The sequence below is a fragment of the Kribbella sp. NPDC051770 genome (assembly GCF_040681455.1).
Classification (GTDB): Bacteria; Actinomycetota; Actinomycetes; order Propionibacteriales; family Kribbellaceae; genus Kribbella.
The window spans coordinates 1,253,136-1,269,425 of the sequence record NZ_JBFAYT010000001.1; the positions used below are offsets into that span (position 1 = coordinate 1,253,136).

16 protein-coding genes are annotated in these 16,290 nt (G+C 69.3%); 8 read left to right on the forward strand and 8 right to left on the reverse strand.

The window, feature by feature from the left end; translation table 11 throughout:
• Nucleotide 1 precedes the first annotated feature (1 nt).
• The 5 genes from AB0M01_RS06020 to AB0M01_RS06040 all read right to left on the reverse strand — a co-directional run bounded on the left by AB0M01_RS06020 (nt 2) and on the right by AB0M01_RS06040 (nt 5,298).
• The gene (locus AB0M01_RS06020; RefSeq protein WP_363665923.1) at nt 2-514 is read right to left on the reverse strand and encodes an MSMEG_0572/Sll0783 family nitrogen starvation response protein; all 513 of its coding nucleotides are present in this window, start codon (nt 512-514) and stop codon (nt 2-4) included.
• A gap of 29 nt (nt 515-543) precedes the next feature.
• Nucleotides 544-1,368, reverse strand: coding sequence for an amidohydrolase family protein (locus AB0M01_RS06025; RefSeq protein ID WP_363665925.1), 825 nt, complete (start codon nt 1,366-1,368; stop codon nt 544-546).
• Between the two features lie 10 nt (nt 1,369-1,378).
• Nucleotides 1,379-2,704 carry an MSMEG_0569 family flavin-dependent oxidoreductase gene (locus tag AB0M01_RS06030; protein WP_363665927.1) on the reverse strand — a complete coding sequence of 442 codons (1,326 nt, stop codon included), beginning with the start codon at nt 2,702-2,704 and terminating at the stop codon, nt 1,379-1,381.
• Between the two features lie 167 nt (nt 2,705-2,871).
• A complete protein-coding gene (locus AB0M01_RS06035) occupies nt 2,872-3,606 on the reverse strand; it encodes a hypothetical protein (protein WP_363665929.1) in 735 nt (244 codons plus the stop codon).
• A 66-nt stretch (nt 3,607-3,672) separates the two neighbouring features.
• Complete coding sequence (locus AB0M01_RS06040) at nt 3,673-5,298, reverse strand: AMP-binding protein (RefSeq protein ID WP_363665931.1); 1,626 nt, start codon at nt 5,296-5,298, stop codon at nt 3,673-3,675.
• A 198-nt stretch (nt 5,299-5,496) separates the two neighbouring features.
• On the opposite strand from AB0M01_RS06040, the gene AB0M01_RS06045 reads away from it, so the two are divergent.
• Nucleotides 5,497-6,963, forward strand: coding sequence for a restriction endonuclease (locus AB0M01_RS06045; RefSeq protein ID WP_363665933.1), 1,467 nt, complete (start codon nt 5,497-5,499; stop codon nt 6,961-6,963).
• Here the strand turns inward: AB0M01_RS06045 and AB0M01_RS06050 are convergent.
• The gene (locus AB0M01_RS06050; protein ID WP_363665935.1) at nt 6,956-7,897 is read right to left on the reverse strand and encodes a DUF6454 family protein; all 942 of its coding nucleotides are present in this window, start codon (nt 7,895-7,897) and stop codon (nt 6,956-6,958) included. The two genes, AB0M01_RS06045 and AB0M01_RS06050, sit on opposite strands and share 8 nt — an antisense overlap.
• Nucleotides 7,898-8,011: 114 nt before the next feature.
• Here AB0M01_RS06050 and AB0M01_RS06055 point away from each other — a divergent pair, with 114 nt between their 5' ends.
• The 4 genes from AB0M01_RS06055 to AB0M01_RS06070 all read left to right on the forward strand — a co-directional run bounded on the left by AB0M01_RS06055 (nt 8,012) and on the right by AB0M01_RS06070 (nt 11,176).
• Entirely contained in the window at nt 8,012-8,641 is a 630-nt protein-coding gene (locus AB0M01_RS06055; RefSeq protein ID WP_363665937.1) for an SIMPL domain-containing protein, read from the forward strand.
• A 62-nt stretch (nt 8,642-8,703) separates the two neighbouring features.
• Nucleotides 8,704-9,939, forward strand: coding sequence for an Nramp family divalent metal transporter (locus tag AB0M01_RS06060; RefSeq protein ID WP_363665939.1), 1,236 nt, complete (start codon nt 8,704-8,706; stop codon nt 9,937-9,939).
• A 1-nt stretch (nt 9,940) separates the two neighbouring features.
• Nucleotides 9,941-10,738 carry a metallophosphoesterase gene (locus AB0M01_RS06065; RefSeq protein WP_363665941.1) on the forward strand — a complete coding sequence of 266 codons (798 nt, stop codon included), beginning with the start codon at nt 9,941-9,943 and terminating at the stop codon, nt 10,736-10,738.
• Between the two features lie 60 nt (nt 10,739-10,798).
• Complete coding sequence (locus AB0M01_RS06070; protein ID WP_363665943.1) at nt 10,799-11,176, forward strand: DUF427 domain-containing protein; 378 nt, start codon at nt 10,799-10,801, stop codon at nt 11,174-11,176.
• Here the strand turns inward: AB0M01_RS06070 and AB0M01_RS06075 are convergent.
• Nucleotides 11,137-11,634, reverse strand: a complete 498-nt coding sequence (locus AB0M01_RS06075) for an alpha/beta hydrolase (RefSeq protein WP_363665945.1) — start codon at nt 11,632-11,634, stop codon at nt 11,137-11,139. The two genes, AB0M01_RS06070 and AB0M01_RS06075, sit on opposite strands and share 40 nt — an antisense overlap.
• A gap of 84 nt (nt 11,635-11,718) precedes the next feature.
• Here AB0M01_RS06075 and AB0M01_RS06080 point away from each other — a divergent pair, with 84 nt between their 5' ends.
• From AB0M01_RS06080 to AB0M01_RS06090, 3 genes are all read left to right on the forward strand, one after another.
• The gene (locus AB0M01_RS06080; protein WP_363665947.1) at nt 11,719-12,501 is read left to right on the forward strand and encodes a GNAT family N-acetyltransferase; all 783 of its coding nucleotides are present in this window, start codon (nt 11,719-11,721) and stop codon (nt 12,499-12,501) included.
• Nucleotides 12,498-13,052, forward strand: a complete 555-nt coding sequence (locus tag AB0M01_RS06085; protein ID WP_363665949.1) for an AAA family ATPase — start codon at nt 12,498-12,500, stop codon at nt 13,050-13,052. Before AB0M01_RS06080 ends, AB0M01_RS06085 begins: the two co-directional genes overlap by 4 nt.
• A 96-nt stretch (nt 13,053-13,148) precedes the next feature.
• Nucleotides 13,149-15,428 (forward strand): helicase-associated domain-containing protein, encoded by a 2,280-nt coding sequence (locus tag AB0M01_RS06090; RefSeq protein WP_363665951.1) that lies wholly within the window; start codon nt 13,149-13,151, stop codon nt 15,426-15,428.
• On the opposite strand, the gene AB0M01_RS06095 is transcribed toward AB0M01_RS06090, so the two are convergent.
• Nucleotides 15,425-16,282: a DUF2797 domain-containing protein gene (locus tag AB0M01_RS06095; RefSeq protein WP_363665952.1), complete on the reverse strand. Its 858-nt coding sequence runs from the start codon at nt 16,280-16,282 to the stop codon at nt 15,425-15,427. The two genes, AB0M01_RS06090 and AB0M01_RS06095, sit on opposite strands and share 4 nt — an antisense overlap.
• Nucleotides 16,283-16,290 lie beyond the last annotated feature (8 nt).

Sequence of the window (16,290 nt, forward strand, 5' to 3'; positions counted from 1 at the left end):
CTCAGAACATGTACGTCGAGTTGATGATCGAGCCCTTGCGCGCGTAGTGGATCAGCGCGTCCTGCACGTCGAGCGGGTGGGTCGGAATGACCCCCTCGATCAGGTCCTCCTCGCGGGCGCCGTGCAGCGACAGCCCGAACCGGCAGCAGTAGACCTTGCCGCCCTCGGCGATGAACGTCTTCAACGACTCGTTGATGTTGTGCTCGCCGGGGAACGCCGAGTTGCCCGTCGTCGGGAAGCCGCGGGTGGCCAGGCAGTTCAGCGAGCCGGGACCGTAGAAGTAGATCGCCGACTCGAAGCCCTTGCGCTGCGCGCGGGTCGCCTGCAGGATCGCGACGAAGCTCACCGACGACTCGTGCGCGATGCCGTGCACGAGCGTGAAGTAGGTCTCGCCGTCCTCGGCCTGGTAGTCGGGGAACACCTTCGTGCCGCCGTAGATGCTGGAGCCCTGCGGCAGCGACGGGTGCGGGATCTCTTCGAGGCTCTTGGTCTCGAGGTCGGTCAGTTCAGGCATGGCTGTGCTCCTTGCTGGGTTGGGGACAATCAGTCGTAGAGGTGGCTGAAGGTGCGGTGGAAGACGTGGTCGGCCAGCTCGCCGTCGCCCATCGCGGCGCGCATCCGGGCGAGCTCGCCGGCGTGGTCGCCCCAGGGCTGGTCGCTGGCGAACAGCACCCGGTCGTGACCGGTGCCGCGGCGTTCGATCTCGGCGGCCAGCCAGCCCGGGGCGAAGCCGATCGCCCAGGACAGGTCGGTGTAGACCTGCTTGCCGGACTCGATCCAGTCGAAGAACCGGGAGCCGATCAGCTTGATGTGCCCGCTCATCCCGCCGCCGAAGTGCACCAGGTGCAGCGCGACCTCGTCGGCGTAGGTGTCGACCAGGTGGCCGACGTGATCGATGTCGGACGCGGCGCCCGGCGAGGTGTGCACGTGGACGACCAGCCCGTGCTGCCGCGCGGTCGCGAAGATCTCGTCGAGCTGCGGCCGGACGTCGTCGCCGGTCGGGTGCCCGCCGAGCAGGAAGCTGATCTTCAGCGCCTTCACGCCGGGCTCGCCGGCGAGTGCCAGCGCCTTGGTCGTGTACGCCGAGTCCTGTGGCCGCGGCGAGACCCACAGCCCGGCACGGATCCGGTCGTCCCGGGCCGCGGCCTCGACGACCAGGTCGTTCAGCGCGAACGACACCGCGACGTCCGGGACGCCGTAGTTCGGGATCACCAGCGCGCGTTCGGTGCCTTCGGCATCGAGATCGGCGAGCAGCTCGTCGATCGTCGCGCGGGCGGTGACGTCGGGGTTGACCGGTGGGCCGCCGTAGAACGGGTACGCCGGCAGCTTGCCGAGGTGCCGGTGCGCGTCGGAGATCTTTGTCGACATGTCGCCCACCTCAGGCCACGGTCCGCTGGGGCGGTGCACCGGCGATCCAGCGGAGGCCGTACTGCATCCGGTGGGCGAGGATCCGTTCGGTCAGGTACGCCGCGTCGTCGGCGACGCCGCCGAACCGGCCGGAGCCCCAGGTGTGCTGCCAGGGCAGGCCGACGAAGTACAGGCCGGGCACGCTGGAGACGCCGCGACGGTGGGTCGGGTAGCCGCGGCCGTCGAAGACCGGGACCCGGATCCAGAAGTCGTCACGGCGGAAGCCGGTGCTCCAGACGACGGCCGAGATCCCTTGCAGGTCGAGCGAGTCCGGAGCGTGGTCAGGTTGCCAGACCGGCTGGTAGCGCGGCTCCTCCGGAGCTTCCAGACCTTGCGCGGTGATGAAGGCGTCGATCGAGTCCTTGATGCCTTCGGAGACCGCGTCGGCGTGATCCAGGTTGGCCCGCAGGTCGTCGGCGAAGCGCAGCCGGCCGTCGATGTCGACCAGGCGGCCGTACAACCGCATGCCTTCCAGGGCGAACTTCCGCAGGTCGATGTCGCGTCCGCCGTCGCGGCCGGTGACGTAGTGGTTGACCCTGAACCGCACCGAGTCCACGTCGTCGAACTCGTCGATTCCCTTGGCGTAGTAGCCCATCCGGTCGAGCCAGGCGACGACGTCGAGGCCGCGGTAGAACCGCGCGACCCGCGGGGCGCTGCCGGTCGCCAGGTGGACCGTTCGGCCGGCCAGGTGCAGGTCCTCGGCGATCTGGCAGCCGGACTGACCGGTGCCGACGACAACGACCTCGCCCGGCGGAAGCCGCGAGGGGTTCTTGTACTGCGAGGAGTGCAGCTGGTGGATCGACGACGGGAGGCGCTCGGCGATGCGGGGGATCCTCGGCCGCTGGTAGGGGCCTGTCGCCACGACGACCTGGTCTGCGGTGAGGGTGCCGGCGGAGGTCTCGATGCGGAAACCCGGATCCGGTGTCTCGATCCGGAACCCCTGACTCCCCGGCCGCCCGGGGCCCGCTTCCAGCGACGTCGCCCGGACGCCTTGCACCAGCGGTACGTCGTACGAGCGGACGTAGTCCTCCAGGTAGGCGACGATCTCGTCGCGGACCATGAAGCCGTCCGGCGCGGGACCGGCGTACGGGAAGCCCGGCATGCGGCACTGCCAGTTCGGTGTGACCAGGCAGAAGGAGTCCCAGCGCCGTTCGCGCCACTCGCTGCCGACCCGGTCGGCCTCCAGCACCAGGTGGTCGACGCCCTGCCGGCTCAGGTGCCAACTGGTCGCCAGCCCGGCCTGCCCGCCACCGACCACGACGACCGACCGGTGCGTTCCGTCGACGATCTGCGCCATCCGAGCTCCCGAGGTGGTTCCGACTGGATGACATCCAGTGAAGAACTCCCCGATTGCCGCACGATTGCCCCCGGAACAAACTCAGGTTTCCGAACCACCCACCGGTGTTTCGGGTGGGTAACCACGTACTGCCCGGCGACCGGCAGTTCCACGCCACTCAGGTCCGATCACGGCCATCGTTCGCCGCCGCTCTGGCCCGCGCCGAACTGTTGTTCGTCGAGGCCGAGCAGAGGATGCTCCTCTGCGAATCGCGCATAGAGTTCACGCTCGTATTCCTGGGTAAGCTCTACGACAGCGTCGCAAGTCTCGAGCTTTGCTCGAAGCGCCCGATCTTCAGCGTCAAGCGCGCCCGAATCCACGTGATGATATCGCCACTTATAATGCACGAAGGCGTTTCGCGCCTCACTGATCGCTTTGACAGTCAGCGCAATTTCAGGCTTCAACTGCTCGTCAAATACCAGTTGCCATAGGTAACTAGTTTTCGCATCAAGGCTGCTCCCTCGCAACATCTTCGAGACATCATGCTCACCTAGGCCGACGCGAGATCCGCCCCAGGCAAGCAGGTAGTTCAACCAGTGTTCGAAGTACATCGCGTACATTACCGAGGCGAGCTGCAGATAATCGTCCGAGAAGTACCGCCTTGCCTCTCTGACGATGTTGTTCTTGTGATCGATGACCCAGTGGAGGTTCTCGATCGCCGCCTCGCCGCGATCGATGTACCATCGCGCGAACTCTTGGCGGATTTCCTCGTCAGTCTTCCCTGTGGGATTGATCACGCCGTCACGGATCAAGCTCTCCGTCAGCATCGCAGTCACCCCGCGAGCCAACTCTGCGGGAAATGCGTCCGAATCCAGTTCCATGGTGCACACGATGCCATCGACCGCCGACAACTTCAGCTGCATTTCGATGCAACGCGAGTCGCGAGCGCAGCCCTCGACACGTACGACCCCACCATCCCACCGAACCGATCAGTTGGTGAGTCCCAACAGTTCCACGGACTTCTCGCGCATCTCGACCTTGCGGATCTTGCCGGTGACCGTCATCGGGAAGTCGTCGACGAGCAGGACGTAGCGGGGGATCTTGTAGTGGGCGAGTTTGCCGGTGGCGAACTCCTTGATCGCGGCGGCGTCGAGGGGGTCGGTGCCTGGTTTGAGTTTGATCCAGGCGCAGAGCTCCTCGCCGTACTTGGGGTCGGGGACGCCGATCACCTGGACGTCGGCGATCGACGGGTGGGTGTAGAGGAACTCCTCGATCTCGCGCGGGTAGACGTTCTCGCCGCCGCGGATGACCATGTCCTTGATCCGGCCGACGATGTTCACGTAGCCGTCGTCGCGCATGGTCGCGAGGTCGCCGGTGTGCATCCAGCGGGCGCGGTCGATCGCTTCGGCGGTCTTCTCGTCGTCGTTCCAGTAGCCGAGCATCACCGAGTACCCCCGGGTGCACAGCTCACCGGGCTCACCGCGCGGTACGACCAGGCCGGTGGCCGGGTCGACGAGCTTCACCTCGACGTGCGGCATCACCTGGCCGACCGTCGATGTGCGCCGGTCGAGGTCGTCGTCGCGGCGGGTCTGGGTCGACACCGGTGAGGTCTCGGTCATCCCGTAGCAGATCGCGACCTCGGCCATGTGCATGTCGGCGACGCAGCGCTTCATCACCTCGATCGGGCATGGCGACCCGGCCATCACACCGGTCCGCAACGAGGTCAGGTCGTAGTCGGCGAAGTCGGGCAGCCCGAGCTCGGCGATGAACATCGTCGGTACGCCGTACAGCCCGGTGCAGCGCTCGTCCTGCACCGCGCGCAGCGTCGCGGCCGGGTCGAAGGCCGGCGCCGGGATCACCATGCAGGCACCGTGCGTGGTGCAGCCGAGGTTGGCCATCACCATGCCGAAGCAGTGGTAGAAGGGCACCGGGATGCAGAGCCGGTCCTCGGCGGTGAAGCCGATCAGCTCGGTGACGAAGTAGCCGTTGTTCAGGATGTTGTGGTGCGACAGCGTCGCTCCCTTGGGGAAACCGGTCGTCCCCGAGGTGTACTGGATGTTGATCGGGTCGTCGAACGCCAGCGCCGCCTCGCGTTCGGCCAGCTCCGCATCGGTCGTCCGGCTCGCCGCCTCCACCACGGCGTCCCAGTCCGGCGTACCGATGTAGACGATCTCCTCCAGCGCGGCGCAGTCACCGCGCACCTCCTCGACCATCGCGCGGTAGTCGCTGGTCTTGAACTCCGTGGCCGAGATCAGCAACCGCACGCCCGACTGGTTCAGCGCGTACGACAGCTCGTGCGTCCGGTACGCCGGGTTGATGTTCACCAGGATCGCGCCGATCGTCGCCGTCGCGTACTGCGTGATCGTCCACTCGGCGCAGTTCGGCGCCCAGATCCCGACCCGGTCGCCCTGGCCGATCCCCCGCGCCAGCAGGCCTTTCGCGAAGGTGTCGACGGCAACACCGAACTCGGCGTACGTCCAGCGCCGACCCGACGCGACCTCGACGAGCGCCTCCTGCCCGCCGTACGCCGCGACCGTCCGGCGCAGGTTCGCGCCGATCGTCTCACCCAGCAACGGAACCTCGGACACCCCGGACGCGTACGAAGACAGACCCATGGCGCCATGGTGACTCTCCAGTAGCACTGCGACAACCTCCTTCGGCCTGTCGCGGATACACTAGCAGAGCAGTCGAACATTTGTTCGAGTGAAGGCGAACAGGGTGTGGACGGCAAGCAATGTCATGACTAACTCTGCGTCATGTCCGGTCGCGGAGCGTGGTGATCCGCTTACGCTGGACTGGAGAGGTGTGAGGCCATGGGCTGGTCGGTGGATCGACATGCCCGCAGCGACCGTCCGCCCGGGCGTACCGCCGAGGCGGCTCAGCGGACCGCTGCGGTCCGTGAGCATGTCCGCGCACTGGAAGGCGTGCTGGCCACGGCGCTGGCCGAGGAGGTTTGTGGCACCGACCTGCAGACGCTGAAGCGTGCACCGCGCCGGGCGCCACCGCGGCTGGCGGAGGCGGACCGGCAGCCGCACCCGGGTCCGGTGTGGGCTGCCTTCTTGCCGAGTCCGCCCGGCCCGTTCGCGAGCTGGGTCGGTGGCAACCGGCGCTACGCCCGGCGATTGCGCGACGCCGAGGACAGGTTCGCCGAGGCGATCGAGCGGCACCGGCTGGCCGAGGAGGCCCGGCAGCAGCGGGCGGTCCGGGCTGTCCGGGAGCAGGCCGAGCAGCAGCGCCGGCTCGACGAGGCGACTGCGGCGCAGCATGCCCGCGTCGACGAGTACGAGCGGTGCGTGCGCGCCAAGGACCGGCGTGCGGTCAGCCGCTACTTCCAGAAGGCGCTGGACCGGACGCCGGAGCCGCTGGACTTCCCGACCCGCCGCAAGGCCGGCTACGTGCCCGAGTCGACGCTGCTGGCGCTGGAGTGGGATCTGCCGGACATCAGCGTGATCCCGAAGGCTTCGTCGTACCGGTACGACGAAGCGCAGGACGCCGTCGTCGCCGTACCGCGGGAGGACAAGGAGATCCGGCTGCTCTACCAGCAACTGGTCGCCCAGTGCGCGCTGCGGGCGCTGCACCTGGTCTTTGCCCACGACCGGTACGCCGTGGTCGACACTGTCGTGTTCAACGGGATGGTCGAGGCAGTGGATGCTGCAACGGGCCGGACGGTCCGGCCGTGCCTCATCACGTTGCGGGCGACCAGGGAGCAGTTCACCGCGCTGGTGCTCGACCAGCTCGACCCGGTCGCCTGCGTGCGGCACTACTTCGGCGCGGAGGTCTCCCGGCACCCGGAGGAGCTGCAGCCGGTGGAGCCGGTGCTGGAGTTCGACCTGACCGACCCGCGCACGGTGGAGCCGATGGACGTGGTCAGCGAGCTCGACACCCGGCCGAACCTGCTGGACCTGAGCCCGGAGGAGTTCGAGCACCTGGTGCACAACCTGCTGACCCGAATGGGCCTGGAGACCCGACTGTTCCGCAGCAGCAACGACGGCGGCATCGACTGTGTCGCGTACGACCCGCGGCCGATCACCGGCGGCAAGTTCGTCGTCCAGGCCAAGCTCTACACGCGGACAGTGCCGCCCAGCGCCGTACGGGACCTGTTCGGGACGGTGGTCGACGCCGGGGCGACCAAGGGGATCCTGATCACCACCAGCGGCCTCGGCCCGTCCAGCTACCAGTTCGCGAACGGCAAGCCGCTGCAGCTGATCGACGGGACCGGGCTGCTCGCGCTGTGCCACCAGCACGACATCCCGGCCCGCATCGTCCCCAGGGCTAGCTGATCGGCGACTCGTACACGTACAGCTCGGTGCCGTTGGCGTCCTCACCGTCGTCAGGAGCGGTGAACAGCCGCAGCGTCTTGCCGGAGACCTCCAGCGCCACCGGGTTGCGCGTGGCGCTGTGGCCGGTCGACGAGAACGCCGGGAACGGGATCTCGTGCAGAATCCGGTTGTCGTCCTTCAGGTCGATCAGAGCCAGTCCACCGAGCTCGTAGCCGCCACCGGTCGCGGTCGGCAGCCCGGTGACGCCGCCGCACAGCTGCTTGCTCCGGCTGACGTAGTCACAGTCCTGGTAGTCCAGCAGGTGGCTCTGGTTGGGCTGAGCGTCCAGTTGCTTGCCGGACGCGGTCCACTCGTACAGGGTCCGCGAGCCCCAGCTGACGCCGTGCACCAGACCAGTACGCCGGTCGCGGACGACACCGCCGACGTGGTCACGCACCCGGAACTGCTCAGTGACGCGGTAGGTCTTCGGGTTCACCTTGTAGACGATCGCCTTGCTGTCCGGCCGGTACTCCGCCGCCGGCACCCAGACGTTCTCGCCGTCGAAGTCGATACCGCCCGGGTGGTACACCGTGCCCTCACCGAGCCGGATGTCCTTCAGCAGCTTGCCCTGCCGGGTCAGCACGAACAGGTGGCCGATCCCCTTGCCCGGGCTCCGGTCGTACCCGTCCACCGGCACCGGGTACTTCACCGGCGCCTCCAGCACCTCCACGCTGGACAGGTAGATCAGGTCACCGACCAGCGCGAAGCCCTGCGGGTGGTACGTCGGGAACTTCAGCGGGATCTTGGCGACCTGTGTCCACGGCGTACTGCGGGTGGTCGCCTCGAACGCGCGGGCGACCTGGTCGTCGCGTCCGCCCGCCTCCGCCCCGGCAGTGGTCAGTCCGACGAGCAGTGCGCCCGCCAGGACGGTGGCGAGCATGGTCTTGCGGCGCATGTGGTCTCCCTGGGCGGTGTGGTGGTTGCGGGCAGCGTGTGCCGGGCTGAAGAAGGCCCGGCCGACACCAGCTGACCAGAGGCTGTGCGCCGGGTGAAGTGTCAGACTGCACGCATGGACACTGGGATCACCGTCACCGGGACCGGCCAGGCCACCGCGCCGGCCGATCTGCTGCGCCTCACCCTCAGCGTCGGGCAGGACGCACCCGACGTCGCCGACGCGGTCGCGCAGGTCGCCGAGCGCACCGATGCGGTGAAGGCCGCGCTGCTGGCCGAGGGCGTCGCCTCCGACGACGTCGCCACCAGCTCCGTGTCCGTGCACCCGCAGTACGGCGACCAGATGACCGTCACCGGCTACCGGGCGTCGCACTCGATGATCGTGACCACCACCGACCTGACCGGCTTCGGCCGGTTGCTGAACGCGGCGGTCGCTGCCGTGGGCAACAGCCTGGGCCTGGACTTCCTGCAGTTCGACGTGAAGGACAAGGCGGCGCTGGTGGACCAGGCCCGTCAGCTGGCGTTCCAGCAGGCGCGGCAGAAGGCGGAGCAGCTGGCCGCGCTGACCGGTCAGTCGATCGGCGGGATCGCGGGAGTCAGCGAGACGCAGGGGTACGTCCCGCTGCGCCGGGACATGGCCGCGAAGGCGGTCGGCCTCAGCGCGGGCGGGTTCTCGCCGGAAATGGGCGTCACCCCCGGCGAGCAGTCCATCGATGTCACGCTCGAGGTCCGCTGGAACTGGGCCTGAGTCGTTCGTCTCAAAACAAGACAACCCGCCCACAGGTCTGTTCCGTCGGCCATAGTTCTCCCATGTACGCACCGGCACCGCTTCGACGTCAGCTGAACCGATCAGGTCTGTTGCTGCTCGGCCCTGCCTTCGTGGCGGCCGTGGCGTACGTGGACCCGGGCAACTTCGCGACCAACATCGCGGCGGGGGCGACGTACGGGTACCTGCTGTGCTGGGTGGTCGTCGGGGCGAACCTGATGGCCGTGCTGGTGCAGTACCTGGCGGCCAAGGCCAGCATCGCGACCGGGAAGACGCTGCCGCAGCTGTGCCGGGAGCACTTCCGGGCGACCACCTCCCGCGGGCTGTGGGCGCAGGCGGAGCTGGTGGCGATTGCCACCGACCTGGCCGAGGTGGTTGGTGGAGCGATCGCGCTGAACCTGTTGTTCGGGATCCCGTTGCTGCTGGGCGGTGTGATCACCGGCGCGGTGTCGTTCGGGCTGCTGATCTACCAGTCCAAGCGGGGGCAGCGGCCGTTCGAGGCGGCGATCATCGGGCTGCTGGCCGTCGTACTGGTCGGATTCGTGGTGTCGACGATCCAGTCGGAGCCGTCGGCGTCCGGTGTGGTCGGCGGGCTGGTGCCGCGGCTGGACGGGACGGAGTCGCTGGTGCTGGCGGCCGGCATGCTCGGTGCGACCGTGATGCCGCACGCCATCTGGCTGCACGGCGCTCTGGTCACCGACCGGCACTGGAAGTCGATCCGCTCGACCGCTGGTAAGCAGCGCGTACTCCGGGCCACCAGGATCGACGTGGCCGTGGCGATGGCGCTGGCCGGCGCGGTGAACCTGGCGATGGTCGTCCTGGCCGCTGCCGCGCTGAGCGGAACCGGCGCCGACTCGCTCGACGCCGCGCACAGCGCGATCGGCGACCGCCTCGGTCAGCTCCCGGCGCTGCTGTTCGCGCTGGCCCTGCTGGCCAGTGGTTTCGCGTCCTCCTCGGTCGGCACGTACGCCGGATCGGTCATCCTGGAAGGGTTCTGGCAGAGGCACGTGCCGCTCGCCGTACGCCGGTTGATCACGCTGCTGCCGGCGCTGATCATCCTGGCGATCGGGATCGACCCGAGCCGGGCGCTGGTGGTTTCGCAGGTGGTGCTGAGCTTCGGTATCCCGTGTGCACTGTGGCCGCTGGTGAAGTTGACGGCAACACGGCGCATCATGGGCAGCCTGGTCAACCGGTTGCCGACTACTCTCACCGCATGTCTGGTCGCCACCGCCGTCTCGGTCCTCAACGTCGTACTGATCGTGCTGACGCTGCGAGGCTGACATGACCGCGTCGTTCGTGGTGAGCGACGTGCACGGGCACCCGGACAAGCTGGCCGCCTCGCTGCTGGAGGCCGAGCTGGTCGACGCTGAGGGCAACTGGTCCGGCCGGGACGCGCGGCTGTGGCTGCTCGGCGACTTCTTCGACCGCGGGCCGGACGGGATCGGTGTGCTGCGGCTGGTGCAGCGGCTGAGTGCTCAGGCGTCGCAGGGCAGCGGCGAGGTCCGGATGCTGCTCGGCAACCACGAGATCCTGGCGCTCGGCATGCACAAGTTCGGCGACGAGGCGGTGCCGCACGACGGGATCACGCTGCGCAGTTTCGAGCGCAGCTGGGCGCTGAACGGCGGCATCGACCGCGACCAGGAGCTGCTCACCGACGAGGACGTGGAGTGGTTGCTGGAGCAGCCGATGCTCGGGCTGGACGCCGGGCACCTGCTGATGCACTCCGACACCGCGGAGTACGTCGAGTGGGGCAGCACGATCGACGAGATCAACGCGGGCGCGCGGGCGGACCTGCGCAGTGACGACATCACCGTCTGGTGGGAGATCTGGCGCCGGATGACCGCCCGCTACGCGTTCCGCGGGCCGGAAGGACCGGAGCTGGCCCGGACGCTCCTGCAGCACCTCGGCGGCGAGCGGATCGTGCACGGGCACAGCATCGTCGCCGACCAGATGGGGATCGACCCGGCCTGGGTCACCGGACCGCTGCTGTACTGCGAGGACCTGGTGCTCGGCATCGACGCCGGCACCTTCGACGGCGGGCCGTCGCTCGTCGTGGAGCTCGAGCCGCTCGGGGAATGAATCGGTCCCGCGCCGGGGTTGCTGGTGTTTGGACCAACACCTCGCGGAGCGGAGACGAAGATGGCGGACAAGCCGGTCAGGACCCCTGGCCCGGACCACCCGATCACGGTGGAGAAGAACCCGGACCGGGTGGTGGTGAAGGCCGCCGGCCAGGTGCTCGCCGACACCCGCGCCGCGCTGTCGCTGCAGGAGTCGACGTACCCGGCCGTGCAGTACGTGCCGCTGGCCGACGTGGACGTGAGCCTGCTCGAGCGGACCGCCCACACGACGTACTGCCCGTACAAGGGTGACGCCGGGTACTACAGCATCCTGGCGCTCGGCGAGGCCGGTGTGAACGCGGTGTGGACCTACGAGCAGCCGTACGACGCGGTGGCCGAGATCAAGGACCACGTGGCGTTCTACACCGACCGGATCGAGCTGGAGATCATCGCCGACTGAAGAAGTCCTTCAGGACAGGTGCCAGCAGCTCGGGCGGTACGGCGTGCTGCTGGCCCTCCAGCTCGGCGTACTGGCCGTTCGGCAGCGCCTCGGGTCGTCCGGGCTGTACGGCGGCTCGTGCAGCACGACCCGGGTGATCGGCAGGCCGCCTGCCGCGGCATCGACGAGCAGGCCGGCGCCTGACGAGTGGCCATGACAGCGGCTGACCCGCCGAGCGCGGTGATCACCGCGGCCAGGTCCTCGACCTCGCGGGCGACGGCGTACGGGGTGGTGTCGCCGCTGTCGCCGCGGCCGCGGCGGTCGTACGAGACCACGGTGAAGTCGTCCTCCAGCGCGCGGGCGAGCGGGCGGGTGATGCTGCGGTCGCAGAGCGCGCCGCCGATCAGGACGAGTGGGGTGCCGCGGCCGGAGCGCTCGTAGGCGATCTGGGTGCCGTCGGCGGAGGCAACGTTCTCCATCGGTTCCTCCCTGGGTTCGGCAGGGACGTCGGAGCCGCCGCAATTGGCTCGACATGACCCTCGCGATGCGCTTCACTGCGGGCGATGTCTCATCTCACGCGCGTTGACGAGTACCTGCACGCCGTACCGCTGTCCGGTGCGACGCCGGAGCAGGTCGGGCCGTTCACCCTCTTCCGGTCGACCACGATTTGGCCGTACTACGCCCGCCCGGTGCCCGGCAGCGGCGCCGTGGTCGAGCAGGCCGACGTGGAGCTGGTGCGGGAGCGGTGTGCCGAGCTGGACCTGCCGCTGAGCTTCGAGTGGGTCGTGGAGACCTGCCCGTCGCTGGGGCCTGCTGCTGCGGCTGCTGGGCTGACTGTCGTGGAGTACCCGCTGCTGGTGCTGGAGCGGGCCGACTTCAAGCCGGTGGAGACAGCAGCGCGCTGCGAGATCCTGCCGGCCGACCAGGAGCTGCTGGCGCAGGCCAGGGCTGTGGCGAACGTCGGGTTCAGCAACCCGGGGACAGGTGTCGGCGAGGCCGGTGTGGCCGAGCGGAACGCGCACGAGGTGCCGGAGGAGACCAGCCGGGCTCTGCTCGAGCGGGCTCGCACTGGGGTCTCGGTGACGGCAGCTGTGTTTGGCGACGACGGGATGCTGGCGTCCGGCGTACACCAGCCTGTTGGTACGACGTCGGAGGTCGTGGGAGTGGCGACGCTTCCTGCCGCTCGCCGCCAGGGTCTGGGCGCTGCGGTGACCAGCTGCCTGGTGGAGCACGCGTTCGCGAACGGCGTCGACCTGGTGCTGCTGTCGGCGCAGGACGACGCGGTGGCGGCGGTGTACGAGCGGGTCGGCTTCCACCGGATCGGGCACGCCGGCGGCGCCGAGTGATCGGCAGCACCACCTCGCGGCTGATCGTGCTGCGCGGCAACTCCGGGTCGGGCAAGTCGACGACGGCCCGGCACCTGCGGTCCCGGCTCGGCCGCGGCACCGCGATCGTCGAGCAGGACCAGATCCGGCGCGTGCTGCTCTGGGAGAAGGACCACCCGGGCAACGCCGCGATCGACCTGATCGGGCTGAATGCCCGGTACTGCCTCGACCGCGGCTTCGACGTGATCGTCGAGGGGATCATGCACGCTGATCGGTACGGCGACATGCTGCGGGCGCTGACCGCCGAGCATCGCGGGACGACTCGGCACTACTACTTCGACATCCCGTTCGAGGAGACGCTGGTGCGGCATGCGACCAGGTCCTGGGCCGCGAACGTTGCGCCGGAGTCGATGCGTGAGTGGTACGAGGCGCGCGACCTGCTGGCGGGTGTGGAGCAGCACGTGTTCGACGAGCACCAGGACAGGGATGCGGTGCTGGTGAGGATTCTGGGCGACCTGGGGTTGCCCGCGGACACGCCGGTGGACCCCGGAGCGCTGTCGTACGGGCGGTAGGCGGCGAGATCTCGCCGGAGCGTGCGGCGGGCGGCTGACCGGTTCGACCGGGCCGCGGGTCGTGCGGGGTGTGCCGGGGGCCGTACGGTTGGAGGGATGAGCAACACCGAGCGGACCCGCCCCCGTACCCTCGCCGAGGCGCTGCGGAGCTGGGACGACGGCGCACTCGGGCACCTGCTGCGGCACCGGCCCGATCTGGCGACGCCGATCCCGGCCGACACCGGCCAGCTGGCGGCGAGGGCGACCACGAACGCCTCGGCGGCCCGGGCGATCAACCGGCTCGACGAGTTCGGTGTCGACCTGCTGGAGACGCTGTCCGCTCTCCCTGAGCCGGTGGACCTCGCTGGACTCGCCGCTGGTGTCGGACAGCCGGTGGAGATCGTCCAGCCGCGGGTGACCGAGCTGCTGGCGCTGGCGCTGGTCTGGGGCACCGAGGACGACCTGCGGCCGATCAGATCCGTGCACGAGCTGCTCGGCCCGACACCTGCCGGGCTGGGCCCGGTCACCACTCGCCACTTCGGCGACCTGGACAAGCTGATCGAGGAGGCCGGGCCGGAGGCGCGGGAGGTGCTGGCCAAGCTAACCTGGGGTCCGCCGACCGGCACGGTCGAGAAGGCCGAGCGGCCGGTGACCATCGCGTCGGCCAAGACGCCGGTCGAGCAGTTGCTCGCACGCGGGCTCGTCGTACCGAAGGACGCGACGACCGTCGTGCTGCCTCGGCAGATCGGGCTGCACCTGCGGGGTGGGCGGGTGATGGCGTCGACCCGGCCCACTCCCCCGCCGCTCGACGGCAAGCAGGTGTCGGCCTCGATCGCCGACCGGGCGGCTGCTGGGGCTGCGCTCGACCTGGTTCGGCTGGTCGACCGTGCGCTGGAGCAGCTGGGGACCGAGCCGCCGCCTGTACTGCGGACCGGTGGCATCGGGGTCCGTGAGCTGCGGTCGCTGGCTGGGCGGATCGGTGTCGACGAGCAGGTCGCTGCCGCGGTGCTGGAGATTGCGTACGCCGCTGGGCTGCTCGCCTCAGTTGAGGTGGGCTCCAGCGACCTGTGGCTGCCGACTGGTTCGTACGACGACTGGCTGGAACTCGACACCGCTCATCGGTGGGCTCAGCTGGTCATCGCTTGGTACACAGGGCTGCGGGCGATCGGCCTGATCGGCCGGCGCGACAGCGGCGGTGCGACTGCTGCTGCGCGCGAGCGGTTGGTCAACGCGCTGGCGCCAGATCTGGAGCGGCTGCTGGCGCCGGAGGTCCGGCAGCTGACGCTGCAGGCGCTGGCCGAGGCGGGGGCGGCTTCAGCGCCGGCAGCTGAGTCGGTGGTGACCTGGGTGGCGTGGCACCGACCGCGGCGCGGTGGGCAGTTCCGGGACGACCTGGTCGAGTGGACTCTGACTGAGGCGGCGCTGCTCGGGCTGACCGGGCTGGGTTCGCTGGGCGTCCATGCGAAGCCGTTGCTGGGTGAGGAGCCGACAGCTGACGACCTGGCCGCGGCGATCGCGCCGATGGTGCCTGCGCCGGTGTCGGAGTTCCTGTTGCAGGCCGACCTGACCGCTGTCGCGCCGGGGCCGCTGGTGCGCGCCGTACAGGATGAGCTGACGGCGATGGCGGATGCCGAGTCGCATGGTGGTGGCGGGGTGTTCCGGTTCAGCGAGAGCTCGGTACGCCGGGCGTTCGATCTGGGGCGGACCAGCGACCAGCTGCACAAGTGGCTGGCCGAGCACTCGCGCACGCCGGTGCCGCAGCCGCTGACGTACCTGATCGACGACGTCGCGCGACGGCACGGCGTCCTGCGGATCGGCACGGCCACGACGTACCTGCGCTGCGACGACGAGGACGTGCTGACCCAACTCCTCGGCTCGAACCTGCCGGGTGTGCGCTTCCGGCGACTCGCGCCGACGGTCGTGGTGTCGCCTTCGCCGCCCGACATGGTGCTGGCGCGGCTGCGCGAAGCGGGCCTCGCGCCGCTCGCCGAAACCTTCGACGGCGTCGTCCAGATCAGTACGGCGACCGCCCGCCGCGGCGACGCACCACGCCGCCGTACCAGCCGGGACTTCGTCGACACCCCCAGCGAACTCACCGAGGACCAGGTCAAAGCCGTCATCGAAAAGGTCCGCACCGGCGACCGCCTGGCTGCCGAACGCCCCGAGTCCGCCGGCCAGGAACCCACCGCCCCCGCCGAAACCATCAGCATCCTCACCAACGCCGCCGAGTCCAGCTCCCGCACCTGGATCTCCTACGTGGACCACAACGGCAACGCCTCGGAACGCATCGTCGAACCAGTCCGAGTAGCCGACGGCTGGCTGACCGCCTACGACGACGGCGCCGACCAGCCCCGCACGTACGCGCTCCACCGCATCGCTACCGCGCGACCTGTTTAGAAGAGGGCGTCCTGCTCGATCTCGAGTGGGGCGACCGGCTCCAACGGGACGTTCAGCTGGCTGTCGGCGGGGCTGAGCGACCAGCCTGCAAGGAGGTGGGTGTCCACCAGGACCAGGCCGGCAGACGTCCGTAGGTAGGTGTCGGCGGCGATGGTGCAGGCGACTTCGCCGGTGAGTGTGCTGCCGGGACTGGGTGATTTGAGGGCGGCGTCGGGGTGGAGGCCTGTGGTCGGGAGGCCGTAGGTCTGGGTGTGGTCTTGGATCGCGGCATCACAGCGGGTCTGGCCTTCCGGCCAGGACAGGTCGGCTGCGCGGGCTACCAGGTCTTTCAGGGCGGCCGTGCGGTCAGCGGACGGGACAGGGCGGCTGCGGGCGGCTCGTTTGCGGGTAGTGGAGACGCGGTCGGGGAGGTCGAGTGTCGTCATCAGGAGGTTCTCGATGCGGCGGGCGCCCAGGAGGCTGCCGGAGGAGATGAAGGTCGACGAGAGGGCGCCCTGCTCGAGGAGGCGGGCGTGGCCGCGTTCGGTGGCGGTGATGCCGACCTTCACGACGCTGCCGTGGTGGGCCAGGTAGACCGAGAACGAGCGGGGGTCGTCCAGGCGCGTGTCGGCGGCGATGGAGTTGGAGCGTTCCATGGCCTGGCAGTCGGGGCACTGCGGGGAGCGGCTGGTGGGAGGGAGTTCGGTGGCCGTCGTACAGGCCAGGCGGCGGCCGGCTCGCCAGATGCCGATGCAGCGGCGGTCCGGGCCGAGGGCGAACGACAGCGAGGTCCCAGGAGCGAGCGACGTGGTGACACCGTCGACTCGTTCCAGCTGCGCTTCCGCGCCTTTCCACAGCACGCCGCTTACCCGCATGCGCGCAA

Coding starts and splice junctions, on each gene's coding strand:
- AB0M01_RS06050 (WP_363665935.1), bottom strand. CDS start 7,897: ATGCGCCGCAAGACCATGCTCGCCACCGTCCTGGCGGGCGCACTGCTC.
- AB0M01_RS06025 (WP_363665925.1), bottom strand. CDS start 1,368: ATGTCGACAAAGATCTCCGACGCGCACCGGCACCTCGGCAAGCTGCCG.
- AB0M01_RS06065 (WP_363665941.1), top strand. CDS start 9,941: ATGACCGCGTCGTTCGTGGTGAGCGACGTGCACGGGCACCCGGACAAG.
- AB0M01_RS06045 (WP_363665933.1), top strand. CDS start 5,497: ATGGGCTGGTCGGTGGATCGACATGCCCGCAGCGACCGTCCGCCCGGG.
- AB0M01_RS06030 (WP_363665927.1), bottom strand. CDS start 2,704: ATGGCGCAGATCGTCGACGGAACGCACCGGTCGGTCGTCGTGGTCGGT.
- AB0M01_RS06040 (WP_363665931.1), bottom strand. CDS start 5,298: ATGGGTCTGTCTTCGTACGCGTCCGGGGTGTCCGAGGTTCCGTTGCTG.
- AB0M01_RS06075 (WP_363665945.1), bottom strand. CDS start 11,634: ATGGAGAACGTTGCCTCCGCCGACGGCACCCAGATCGCCTACGAGCGC.
- AB0M01_RS06080 (WP_363665947.1), top strand. CDS start 11,719: ATGTCTCATCTCACGCGCGTTGACGAGTACCTGCACGCCGTACCGCTG.
- AB0M01_RS06020 (WP_363665923.1), bottom strand. CDS start 514: ATGCCTGAACTGACCGACCTCGAGACCAAGAGCCTCGAAGAGATCCCG.
- AB0M01_RS06070 (WP_363665943.1), top strand. CDS start 10,799: ATGGCGGACAAGCCGGTCAGGACCCCTGGCCCGGACCACCCGATCACG.
- AB0M01_RS06035 (WP_363665929.1), bottom strand. CDS start 3,606: ATGCAGCTGAAGTTGTCGGCGGTCGATGGCATCGTGTGCACCATGGAA.
- AB0M01_RS06060 (WP_363665939.1), top strand. CDS start 8,704: ATGTACGCACCGGCACCGCTTCGACGTCAGCTGAACCGATCAGGTCTG.
- AB0M01_RS06090 (WP_363665951.1), top strand. CDS start 13,149: ATGAGCAACACCGAGCGGACCCGCCCCCGTACCCTCGCCGAGGCGCTG.
- AB0M01_RS06055 (WP_363665937.1), top strand. CDS start 8,012: ATGGACACTGGGATCACCGTCACCGGGACCGGCCAGGCCACCGCGCCG.
- AB0M01_RS06095 (WP_363665952.1), bottom strand. CDS start 16,282: ATGCGGGTAAGCGGCGTGCTGTGGAAAGGCGCGGAAGCGCAGCTGGAA.